General features: G+C 45.0%; 8 protein-coding genes. 2 read left to right on the forward strand and 6 right to left on the reverse strand.

Features of this window, described 5'->3' with window-relative positions:
• Positions 1 to 25: 25 nt before the first annotated feature.
• Both F7231_RS10730 and F7231_RS10735 read right to left on the reverse strand, forming a co-directional pair.
• Positions 26 to 562, reverse strand: a complete 537-nt coding sequence (locus tag F7231_RS10730) for a hypothetical protein (RefSeq protein WP_166691878.1) — start codon at positions 560 to 562, stop codon at positions 26 to 28.
• 606 nt (positions 563 to 1168) lie between these two features.
• Positions 1169 to 1705 carry an SHOCT domain-containing protein gene (locus tag F7231_RS10735; RefSeq protein WP_166691879.1) on the reverse strand — a complete coding sequence of 179 codons (537 nt, stop codon included), beginning with the start codon at positions 1703 to 1705 and terminating at the stop codon, positions 1169 to 1171.
• 898 nt (positions 1706 to 2603) lie between these two features.
• On the opposite strand from F7231_RS10735, the gene F7231_RS10740 reads away from it, so the two are divergent.
• Positions 2604 to 3476 carry a hypothetical protein gene (locus F7231_RS10740; RefSeq protein WP_166691880.1) on the forward strand — a complete coding sequence of 291 codons (873 nt, stop codon included), beginning with the start codon at positions 2604 to 2606 and terminating at the stop codon, positions 3474 to 3476.
• A gap of 273 nt (positions 3477 to 3749) precedes the next feature.
• Here the strand turns inward: F7231_RS10740 and F7231_RS10745 are convergent, their stop codons facing one another.
• The 4 genes from F7231_RS10745 to F7231_RS10760 form a co-directional block, all read right to left on the reverse strand.
• A complete protein-coding gene (locus tag F7231_RS10745) occupies positions 3750 to 4772 on the reverse strand; it encodes a DUF4238 domain-containing protein (RefSeq protein WP_166691881.1) in 1023 nt (340 codons plus the stop codon).
• A 609-nt stretch (positions 4773 to 5381) separates the two neighbouring features.
• The gene (locus F7231_RS10750) at positions 5382 to 7754 is read right to left on the reverse strand and encodes a S8 family peptidase (protein ID WP_166691882.1); all 2373 of its coding nucleotides are present in this window, start codon (positions 7752 to 7754) and stop codon (positions 5382 to 5384) included.
• Positions 7755 to 7758: 4 nt separating this feature from the next.
• Positions 7759 to 8910: an AAA family ATPase gene (locus tag F7231_RS10755; RefSeq protein ID WP_208295575.1), complete on the reverse strand. Its 1152-nt coding sequence runs from the start codon at positions 8908 to 8910 to the stop codon at positions 7759 to 7761.
• A 493-nt stretch (positions 8911 to 9403) separates the two neighbouring features.
• Positions 9404 to 10528, reverse strand: coding sequence for a DmpA family aminopeptidase (locus F7231_RS10760; RefSeq protein ID WP_166691883.1), 1125 nt, complete (start codon positions 10526 to 10528; stop codon positions 9404 to 9406).
• Positions 10529 to 10799: 271 nt separating this feature from the next.
• Between F7231_RS10760 and F7231_RS10765 the strand changes: the two genes are divergently transcribed.
• Positions 10800 to 11654, forward strand: coding sequence for a DUF2306 domain-containing protein (locus tag F7231_RS10765; protein WP_166691884.1), 855 nt, complete (start codon positions 10800 to 10802; stop codon positions 11652 to 11654).
• Positions 11655 to 11768: the final 114 nt, after the last annotated feature.

The following is an 11768-nucleotide window of genomic DNA, read 5'->3' on the forward strand; positions in this document are numbered from 1 at the left end:
TAATAGGTTATTCCTGAAGCAACCACTATTGTCCACCACCCATTGTTCCCCGACCAACGTTAAAAGTGTCTCGATTTAGGTGCTGAGGCAGATCAGGGGATACGTATCCAGCGATAGAAGCCACTAAGCGTATACCCCGGTTGGTTCTAGCCGCTGGTATATAGCGTACAGACTGCTCACCCACGTCCTCAAACAACAACTCATCGACTTGGTGAACCGAATTGTCAGCCCATACAGTAATCAGACTTACAGAGACATACTTGAATCGTAAGGCAGTGGGATTGCTCAACTGAACCAGGATATGATCGAACCCACCAAAAGCCAGTTGGTCGGACTGACTGATAGTAGCTTCGATCTGATTGAGTTGCGCTACGAGTTGCCGATTACGTTGAGTATTAGCTTTTGCTTGTGCGGCTGCCTCGGTCCGCTGATTAACTTTTACCAGTTGAGCCTTTACCGAGGCTAGTTCAGCAGCTAGTTTATCGGTCTTGCTATCGCTAGTTGTACAGCCCAATAAATAGCTACCTATAAGCAGGCTTCCTAGAAAGTAGCGGTTGATCATAAGATAAGATTTAAGCTGACAAGGTTACACTTTTACCCTTCTACTGTACACCAACAGGTCAAGAATTTCAGACTCCCCCTCATTAAGCAATAAAGGCCGTATTGATAGATGGGTAGTTAAGCTTGAGGTTCAGGGCGCGGAACTATGGGATAAAAGAATTGGCGGATCAGATCTCGACAATCTGACTGCTGCGGTGGCAGCGCCTACGGGTAAGTATCTGGTGAGTGGCTTTTCAAGATCCCCCATCTTCGGAGACAAAACAGAGGTCAGCAGAGAAGATTATGATATTTGGGTACTTGAATTGAAGTGAGGCAGCAAGCTCAGCGTCGTTAGCTCATTTCTAATTTGGCCTCTATAGGACTCGTTTTAATCAATCATTAACTGGATTCGCTGCCCGCAGACGTACCTTACGCTATTTCAAAAAGGAGGAAAACTCCTCAATGGTGTGGATAGAAGCGGAAAGCGGGCTGACAGTGTTGGTCTGCTTTTTTGTGTAAATGACAGCCCCTTGCTCAGAGAACAGAGCCAACCGGCCGAGGACTAATTAAACGAGAAAAGCCGGGACTTACCCCGGCTTTTTGATTGTTCGTATATCGCTCTACATTATCAATTACTTAGCAGCTTCTTTTTCTGGGCATCATATTCACCCTGCGTGATCGCACCCGCATCAAGTAGCTGTTTGAGCTTTAGCAGTTCGTCGGCTACTGATGCTGGTTTAGCAGCTTCAGCAGGTTTGGCTCCAACTCGTCGACTATTTACAGCGACGATCTCCCCAGCTTCAATAGCAGGCTCAAGATCAACAGCGAAGTTGTAGCCGCTGAACGGATTCACTACTGCAACCGTCTTGTTCCCTGCATTTTTGACCGACTGTACCTTGAAGTGTTTGACGACGGCCCACTGCCCGTTGTAACGACGGTCAAGAAACTGCTCGCGAGTGCCTGCCAAGACATTCAACGGTTGAACGACGTATTTGAAATCACCGTAGGGTGTCGATCCCCGCCCCCAGCGCAGGGTATCCCCAACATTCACGGTGATGCCATCTGTTAAAGTAACGGGTTCTTTGCTCTGCTTACCTGGAATTTGAGCTTGACTCGCACTCCCGAACAGGCCTAGTAAGCCCACTGTCAATAAAGCTTTATACATGATTGAATCAGTTATTTAGAACTGTACAATCTTAGTAAATCTATCTGAATAATTGGGTAATTAAAAAGAAAGTGGACGTCACTTGTGTTTCAGTTGGAGCACGTAGGCAATACCCAATACTGCCGCTTCGTGTGCCTCTTCTTTGTGAGGAGCCGGTAGCTTCCAGTCTGTCCTCCAGTCGAACACATCGTAAATAGCGACGGGGTGTCTTTAGCACGTAGCAGTGCTTTATTGATCGAGTAACATCGAATTTCATTACCGCGTAGTAAAGTGATTTGAGCATGAAGCTTAAAAAAAGAATATTAGTACGAGTATTCAGTCAATAGGCGAATCATTGACAATATATGGCATCATTTGAAGTCACTGAGGCAATTAGCTATATACAGGTACATGCCTAGCCATCAATTACACACGATTGCGGTGCTTACACTTGCAGAGCTATTGCAGCGGCATGTTTGTTTTGATTCCCACTGTCATCGCCTGAATACAGGAGCGCTTGTCTCAACATGAATTTATTCCGAAAGACTGAAATTATCCCTCTAGTTTATAATCACCTGGTAACGGTTTCGCATTGATTAATTTACACTACAATCATATCATGCCATATGCCTCTTATACCAATTGTCAGTTTCCAAGTGGAATATTCTCCAACTGGACTAGGGTCTGTTTTCTTTACCCTGGAAAAAGAAACGAAACCTCGGCAGGTAACTGCTTTGCAACCCTCAGTTATGACAGCCGTTCTAGCAATCCTATCTAGGCCCTTTCCCATATTCAATACTGACGGCAGCAATACTTTCATCTCAATTGAGACAAAGAATACTCCTAATGCAGCTATTATAGCAGCTAATGGTGTACCAAGTGCTGAGGATGACACTAAAAAGAAGAGGGAGGCCTAACCATGAAATCTATACCGCTCTTTTTAGTGTGCCTTCTGATTTTTTATCTCATGTCATCGTGTAGCCCCTTTAAACCCTCTGAGAAGAGGATATTCAGAGGGAATAATTTTTACCGGTTTAATCAGCAGCCAGCGCCAGCGAAAAATCAGCTTGAAGTATATACCGTTGAGCAGCCTTTCACGATATCATCTTTAACCGATAAAGAGTCCTATCTAAGCATAAGCAATAAAATCGTTCAGCGTAATCTCAGTCATCTCACTAAAGCAACTGTAAATATTGATTCGTTAAATGTAAATGAGTACGCAACTTATCGAACACTCAACGAGTCTACAGCATTTTTCATTCAGCCTCCAGATATAATTGAACCCCGTAAGAAATTCACGTATGGAGACAGTAAACTGGTTCTTCAAGCCTTAGCTGTGCCTATAAAGTTTAGACCCCGGCCCAACTTAAAGAGCCTATCTAACGATCCAGTCAAGATGCAAGCCGCTGTCGACTCATTTCCTCAACAAGTTGAAAGTGGCTTTAATGTTGGCTTTTCAGTCGGGCTCAAATTCAGCCACAATACATTCCGAAACCAGAAGGATGCGCTCGGAAGATACACGAATCAATTATCCTTCTCCTTAGCTGGCTTGATAGGTACTGGAGTAACCGACATAAGTCGAACTACAGCCCGGTCACTACCTGCAAGTGGTTTCACGGCTCGCAAAAATGCTTTCGTTTCATACGGTGCTGTTTTCTTGCTAGGGTATAATAATATAAATGTTGGCTATGCAGTAGGTGTAGATCGGGCACTAGGGCAATACAATGATAACTGGGTATACCAAGGTCAGGTTTGGCATGGTTTCATAGTAGCACTGGATGTTTTGAAGTAGTATGCCAGTTCTTCAGACTTAGAGCGATAGCAGGCTTACCGTCGACTTTAAGCGAGCAAATATTGGGATGTCAGTCAGAAATAAACCATGACCCTAGGTCATAAAGGGGCCTCGTGTAAGTATAAAAATCCATATTTGCACGGAGCACTACTAATCAAATAAAAGTATATGTGTCACTCGTATCTCAGTCGGAGGGCGTCAGTAATATACAGTGCTACTGCTTCGTGCGTTTCAGGTCTAAGGGGTGAGGTGCATCTGATTTGAACGCGACAATTATTTTGGAAAACATGGATCACTACCAAATAAATCTTTCCAATTCCTAATCGTATTTACCAAAGCAATCTGAGAACTAGAATAGATAAATTGATTACAATTACCAAGTGTGCATCTATTTACAGTTTGCACTAATTCATCACCAGCTTGCGAATAAGTCACCCTCTTATCAACCTCGAGATCAGAATCGACATCGTCTTGGGAGGTATTAATGTACAATGTGCGATAGGGTGACAGAGGAAAAATGAACATTGAATCTTCAATAAAATTTACATTAAAAAGTTCAAGCTCTTTATTAATTGAAAACCCTGGATTATCTGACGTAATAAATAGATTCGTAATCGATGTTTCTTGTATAGACCATTTTTTTTTCAATAGAAAATCGGCCAGTTGAGGCACTATCACGTCCTCAGAACCAATTCCCTCTAGATACAAAGAGAGTCGATGCATATCTTCCGAGAATCCTTCTTTTGCCATAATTTCCATCATTTGAGATATAGCATCATCTAGTTTTCTACCCTCTGTAGCTAGACGAGCCTCCCAGACTTCCCGATTCTCCTCTAAATCTTTGATGAGCAAATCATTGGTTCTTCGAACAGTTTCTTGATTTGTCTTATCATCATTGACCATGTAAGGGTTTCGTTTCTTCATATTCAGTAACGTTTTGATTAAAATCCGCGCATCGTCTATTGGCACAAAGCGCTCATTAATGACTACGGTTTGCTGATCTACTGAGTCGATTATTCTTCTCATGTCATTTTCATAGCCTTTAAATGACTCTTTTTCAACGATATTCTTATCATTGATGCCGTACATTGATGTTACAGCATCATTTCTGAATTTGTACAAATGCTCTTCATGGCAGATTTGCTTTGGCGCATACGAACGAAATGTTGTTGGCGTATCACGCACGAGCATATTTCTGTCAAAAGCCCATACCTTCTCTTGACCTTGCATATTTACACAAAACCTTCTTATGTAAACTTGTGGTACATAATGGTGATTAACATACTGCTTACTCATAAGCAACTTCCTTAATGTAGAAATGAATTAAAACTGCTCTGAATTAGGTAATACATACACTGACTATAGGTGATCTGACTTATGGTACGATACTTATGCCGTTAATGATAGAGGAACATTAATAAAAGCACCGTAGGGCAGATATTCCGCCCTACGGTTAAAGGTTAGTGCTCTTTGCGAACACCTTTAAAAGGGGTACCATCCTGTTTCACATCCATGAAACGTCCGGTGTTAGCATCCCTTTTGACCCATTGCTCTGTGGTGGGGTTGAACGTCTGAGAGCGTTCACGTACGGCACCAACTCGGCCGCCTCCCGGTTTACCATTTCTAGCCATGGTCATCAGTAATTAGGATTGCCAGCTTATTTTAAACTGAGGCAGCTGACCCTAACCCAAGAAGCCTTTAACAAAATCTCCGCAGACCTGTTAAGTTTGCACTTTGTAAATTCTAGGCAAGCTACATGCTTGCTCATCCGCTGGACTGGATTTGAGTTTTACAAAGCACACCGAAGTTGGCTCCAACCACTTCGGTTTTTTATTGGCCACTTGCCAATGCTGATTCTTTTGACGCTGGTTTTAGACACCTCGCCTAAAGAATATTGATCGTTGATCATGAATCCAGATCGTCAAACGAGTTTCGCAGGTTAATCCGAATCTCATCTCTCAACCTTACATTACTGTGTTGAAAGTTGTTGTTTGTAAGACTACGTGTTACTGAACTGTAAACATCATGCTGTTGCAGAGGGTCTCTGATCGTTACGACTAGAGTAAAGTCCTGTGATAATTCTTCACCGTCAGCATCGGCGATCATCTCAGCGGCTTGAGTAAACAATCCTTTCAGTCTAAGAAACCATTGCTTTGGCGCATTTAATCCTGTACGACGTTTCGCTGGCGTCATTTCACTCAAATTGACTGCATATTTTTTTACGGGGTGAAACTTACCAGAGTATCTCCGAAGTTGACGCTCGGGGGTAAAAGAATCATCGACGTACTTCTGAAAACGTTGAGAGTAATTACTTGGCAGAAGTACGTTACAAGGATTTTCTGTGCCAACAGGATTTAATATAGTGGCGACCTTAGTATCGCGCTCCCGTACAGAATCATAGGTACCTAAAGATACTTCTATGTTTGACTGGCAGTACTCCGACCCTTGACTTCCATCAAGACGGGTACCAGTAACCAAGGTAGCTACTATCTCCCCATAATACTCACCATCCTCATTTACCAATTCTGGCGGAAAAGGGAAATCAAGAATTTCAATATAGCCACCTCTTATTATTGTATCACGAAGAATAAGAGTTACTTCATGAGACGAGTTGTAAATGATTTCTTCGACGCTACCAGGGCGACCATAACCCATTTCCTTAAGCCGGTCTGTTGGCTCTAAATCTAAATGTGCTGGGTATTTCGCAGAATGGATCACCAATGCTTTTAGCATCAGTGGATCGAACTCTTCCGCCAAGCGGTGACTCAACGCCCCAACCAAAGCTGTCACACGAGGAGTTGAGAAACTAGTTCCTGAACGTTGTAGCACGCTACCTGAGGTGCTGAATGAATTAACCCCTGTATAGGTAGCAGTTCCATCAGGCCTCAATCCTCCATTACCACCGAAATGAGTTACGTCTGGTTTAACAAGATTATTTGGCCCAAAACCTATACGCGAAAAAGGAGAAGGATACCCTTCAGGAGCTAGATCATACTGATCCTTCCTGTGAGTCATACTACCTACAACTAAAGCTCTAACTGAGTCGGCTGAGGCACTTATCCGGCTTTTAGGCTGGAATTTTTTAAAGTTTTCACAGTTACCTGCCGATTTACATATTAAAACGTTGAATCGCTCTTGTATTGAATCTAATGCTTTGCCGAAGTCTGAAAAATCTTGAGAATCACATTCTACACGGCTACCAAGCGACAAGTTCCAAACCTTTACATCAGGATACTGGCGAATGGCTCTTTGAATGTTCTCGTATAATTCATCCTCATCGATGAAAACCCCCCTTCGAGGAAATACAGTTGCATCAAGAATTTTGCACGCGCCTGCACCTACCCACTGCTCATCTTCAAGTTCATCGCTATACAATGCTATACCCGTTACAAACGTACCATGCTCTCGGTCCACATCGCCTTCTTCATACGCCGTGAAACGTCGTGAGTCAATCCACGGAGCAATGTGTGGAATAGAGGCTATCCCGGAATCTAAGATACCTATTACTGGGTATGTCTGGCCGGGCACAGGTTCCTTCACAGGAACAACCGTGCCCGGCCCGCCGTCATCTAAGCCCAATGAATATTTGGGCATTGAAGTAATAGAATAAAGTGCCTCAAAATCTTGTATGTGCACTAGTGCATCTGCCTCAACATTACGCACATTGAATACCGTAATATCAGCTGAGTACCTAGTTTTGCGTACGAGATCAACACCTAATTCGGTCAACGTTTGCTCAAAGACGCGTTCAACAGACTCATTAAGGCGTCGATCTTGATAGTTGACTAACTTAATTTTCAGGTTGTCGTTTGTATCTAGTGGTATCTCAATAGCAGGCCGAAATGTTTCTATTTCAGTAATAGCTGACAAGCTAACAGGGAACGATTTGGGTTTTTGGAGATTACGAGTTATAAAATCTAGATGTTCGGACGATTCAACTTTAATGAGAAAGTCAAGGTCTTCGATTATTCCAATAAAATTATACTCGTTTTTCCGGTTGAAGAGACGTCCCACTTCGCTACGTGCACCTTTTGAGAGTGCTTCCTCTCTGAATGATACTTTGACCACAGCGGGTATAAATTCGCGTTCAGGCGGCCGACTAGCAATAATTTGTGCAGTTTCCTCTAGCACCTGTTGAATCTCAGTCGCTTTTACTAATAGCTCTGCCTCACTCAACACCCAAGGTGGCAAAGTATTACTACCACCACCTTCAGTTCGACGCTCATCTTGATCACCCCTTTTATCAAAGAGCTTAATTGGTAGTCTCTCGTTAGCCATTGTCTTAGTTAGTAGGGTTGAGGTAATTTTGTACTTGACGCAACGAGATACCAACTAACTCGCTGATGGTCTTTTGTGCTACATCATGCTGCGCTAAAAATTCAACTAAAGACTTAGCAGAAAAAGCGTTGTGAAATTTGAAGTAGTAAAATTGGAGCAGTACATCAGCGTAGGATACGGCTTTTCTCTCCCCCATAATGACCTGAGCAATCGTGTTTTGACAAATTGCCTTAATATCTGCTGGGCTACAACCCTGAAGCAGCTCAACTAAGGAATCCCATTTTCGTGATTGTTGATCAAAATCAATAGTGCTCTTCTCTAAGTACATTGACATCAGGGATTTAACCTCAGCATGTCCTGGATTAGCAACCTCAATCACACTGTTGAAACGCCGCCAGATAGCTTTATCCAATAGTTCTTGATGATTAGTTGCAGCAATCAAAATGTTAGATTGGCTTGACTGAATAAATTCGTCAATGTTCTGTAGCAAGCTATTTACAACCCTCTTCAACTCGCCTAATTCATGCTGGTCATCGCGGGCTTTGGCGATGGCATCAAATTCATCTAGAAACAGTATACATGGTTGGCGGCTAGCAAACTCAAATACTCGGCGAATATTTTTAGAGGTATTTCCTAACAGGGAGGATACGATTGAGTCTAGGCGAGCTACTACTAAAGGAAGCTTGGTTTGCTGAGATATATAGTGCGCTAATGTCGTTTTACCACAGCCTGGAGGCCCGTACAGTAGTAGGGAAGTTGTTAAGTCAACCCCGGCAGCTTGTAGCTGGTCCCGATATTGTAACCGCCCGATAAAAGCGTCAAGCTTACTACGCATGGTGTCGGAAAAAACCAACTTGACCTTATCTATGGAATCAGGCATGATAAGATCAACAATATTCAATCTAGTCTCCTGATCTACAGGCGGAGTAAATACCTGATCAAGGTATACAGGCTGAGCCTGATTGCTCTGTAAAACCCTAAGTATTCGTTCTGCCGTCTTTTTCTCACCTTCTTTAGAAAGGTTTTCTGCTAAAAGTCTCGCGTAATTAGCCACCTTACGCGAGTCTTTGTTCAAGCCACCCTCTATGATTTTAAGCAGCTCTGTGTACATGGCAAGTTCATTTTGGTCTTTGATATCTGATGTCAAATTAAGCATATTCGAGCTTAAAAAACAACTTAATGATGTCAAAATTCACAAAAACGATACCAAAATTCATAATAACGTATTAAGTATACTTAATTAAATAATAAGTATAAAATCAAAACAAAAGATTAGTCGATTATCGGTTTCAGGATGATCACTAAGTAAGCAGGTCATATGAACAAAGGCTGAGAGCGAACCACCCACTCGGCCAAAGCAAAACGAGATGCACCCTAACGCTATCCTATCTCTTCAAATAGTAAGCTATGCTGTTTATAGTAGTTCTTGACGTAATTAATGAAAACCGTCAACCTCTCTGGTCTTTTAGCCAATCCGTCAACTAATCCGTCAACCAGCCTTTCTGAATTTCACAAATTATTGACTATCAGTTATATATTCTATTTGGTACAAGTCCCATAGGAGGCTCAGCGAGTAAAAAAGGCTAACCTGGGGTTAGCCTTTTTTTATGCCTCAAAATAGGTACGTGGGTACGTTCATTACCGGCGGTTTACCGGATCTGGCCTGCCTGTTTCAGGAGTTCAATCACCTTGTCGACGGGGAGTTTCTCGACTCGGTGGCCCTGGTCGCCCGTTAGGGTCTGGGCGCTGAAGAGTGAGTTGATAATTGCTTCTTCGGTCGCTTCGATGGCCGCCATAAAGAGCGGAGACACGTTGTCGTTTCGAAGCAGTTTCACCTCATCTACTGCGCTGGTTGTGGTATGGGGAATGCGATAAGCGGTTGATACCGCAATAACATAATCGCCACTCCCGTTCGAGGCGATGCCACCCGTTTGAGCCATACCCATAAAGGTCCGTTTTGCCAGGCGTTTCAGGTTGCGGGCGTCCAGCGGGGCATCGGTTAGCACCACCATCATGCACGAGCCGTCAAGGTTTTCTTTGAACGAGTAGCGGCCCAACGCCACGCCAACCGGTACGCCGCCAATTCGCAGCACGCCACCAAAGTTGGTTTGCACCAGTACGCCAACCGTATACCCACCCAGCGACGCGGGTAATTTGCGCGAAGCCGTTCCAATACCGCCCTTGAAACCGAAGCAAACGGTACCTGTGCCCGCTCCCACATTTCCTTCCTCGACCGGGCCCGATTTGGCTTGCTTCAGCGCCTCCAACACATGCTGTCGCGTAATGTACCGTCCCCGTATGTCGTTGAGAAACCCATCGTTGGTTTCACCTACTACAGCATTGACCGAACGTACCTGCTCGTTGCCGGGCTGGGTCAGGGTGTAGTCAATCAGCGCATCAGCGGCGGCTGGCACACTCAGTGTGTTGGTGAGCACAATGGGCGTTTCGAGATTACCCAACTCGTCGACCTGGCTGTAACCAGCCAGCTTGCCGAAGCCATTACCGATATACATGGCGGCGGGGCTTTTTTGTTGAAATATATTTCCTGGGTGGGGTAAAATAGCGGTAACCCCCGTGCGGACGCTGGCCCCGTTCTGCAGGGTCACCTGCCCCACCTGTACGCCGGGTACGTCGGTGATGGCGTTGTACTGACCGGTGGGTAACACACCAAACCGAATGCCATAGTCGCGAGGGCGTTTGCTGGCTTGCGCGGTGGCTGGTTGTACTGACGCCATCAGCAGCATCAGGAAAAGGAGAAAACGGGATAAAGCCATGCAGCTACAGAATTCGTGCTATTCAGTTCGAGGTCAATTTACGGGAGGACCTAGTACAATCGGTTGGCAATGGTCTACTTCGAAAGCTGTTGAACCGGTTACGCTGCTTACCGGCTGCTAAATAGTACAGCCCGGCTCCTTGCAATTTGGTCTTCACGCCGCCTTCAGCGTGCTTCCAGTATGTAATTTGGGGAAAAGCCCCGCCGATAGCTACAGTAATTGGGTGGCGTATTTACTTTAGTAAAAATACTCCCTGCCAGCAATTCCCTCTATGACAAACGAAACGCTATCTCCTGCACCTGAAAAGAACCGCCGGCTGTCTGAAGCGAGTGCTACGGCACTGCGTTGGTGCAGCGTTCTGCTGACCGCTAGCGTCTGGGTGAGCGCAGCCCTCTTCGGTTTATATATCCTGGCTTTTTATGCATCGGCTCTGTATGAGGGAAACATGGAGCGGTGGAACAAAATACTTCCCCGCCTGTATGAGCAAAGCACCACTACCGCTACCACCGGTATCGGCCTGCATTTCGCAATGGGCGGCATCATTCTCGTTCTGGGCAGTATTCAGCTACTGGATGGCGTCAGGTTGCGTTTTCCGGCCTGGCATCGCTGGATTGGCCGTGTGTATGTTACAGCCTGCCTGCTGGCCGCTCTGGGCGGATTAGTGTTTATTATCGCCAAGGGCACCGTTGGCGGACCGGTCATGAATGTTGGCTTTGGGCTCTACGGCGTGCTGATGTTCATCGCGGCCATTGCCACCTATCGTTATGCCGTGGCTGGCCAGCTTGCTCAGCATCGGGTGTGGGCGTTGCGCCTGTATGCGCTGGCGATTGGCTCGTGGCTCTACCGCATGGATTACGGTTTCTGGCTTCTACTGACCGACGGACTGGGTCACACCAACACGTTTGGTGGCCCCTTCGACTATGTGATGGCCTTCTTTTTTTACCTACCCAATTTGTTGGTTGTCGAAGCCTTTGTGCGTGGAAACCGGGCTGGTGCCTCACCCGTTCTCAGGCTGGCGGCGTCACTGGTCTTGCTGCTGGCCACTGGTTTCGTTGGCGTGGGTACGTATTTCTTTACGCTCTATTACTGGGGACCTGCTATTCTGACCTGGTTATCTATCGGTTAGGCAGCATCAAATACAGTTAAATACCCATTTTACCTCACATTCAGTAATTGGTATAGGCTAGACGGGATACGTACCAACCTGGCAGTTCGTCGACCGTTCCCAGTCAATAAGGTT

It is taken from the genome of Fibrivirga algicola (assembly GCF_011742925.1).
Classification (GTDB): domain Bacteria; phylum Bacteroidota; class Bacteroidia; order Cytophagales; family Spirosomataceae; genus Fibrella; species Fibrella algicola.

Coding starts and splice junctions, on each gene's coding strand:
- F7231_RS10750 (WP_166691882.1), bottom strand. CDS start 7,754: ATGGCTAACGAGAGACTACCAATTAAGCTCTTTGATAAAAGGGGTGAT.
- F7231_RS10735 (WP_166691879.1), bottom strand. CDS start 1,705: ATGTATAAAGCTTTATTGACAGTGGGCTTACTAGGCCTGTTCGGGAGT.
- F7231_RS10760 (WP_166691883.1), bottom strand. CDS start 10,528: ATGGCTTTATCCCGTTTTCTCCTTTTCCTGATGCTGCTGATGGCGTCA.
- F7231_RS10745 (WP_166691881.1), bottom strand. CDS start 4,772: ATGAGTAAGCAGTATGTTAATCACCATTATGTACCACAAGTTTACATA.
- F7231_RS10730 (WP_166691878.1), bottom strand. CDS start 562: ATGATCAACCGCTACTTTCTAGGAAGCCTGCTTATAGGTAGCTATTTA.
- F7231_RS10755 (WP_208295575.1), bottom strand. CDS start 8,910: ATGCTTAATTTGACATCAGATATCAAAGACCAAAATGAACTTGCCATG.
- F7231_RS10765 (WP_166691884.1), top strand. CDS start 10,800: ATGACAAACGAAACGCTATCTCCTGCACCTGAAAAGAACCGCCGGCTG.
- F7231_RS10740 (WP_166691880.1), top strand. CDS start 2,604: ATGAAATCTATACCGCTCTTTTTAGTGTGCCTTCTGATTTTTTATCTC.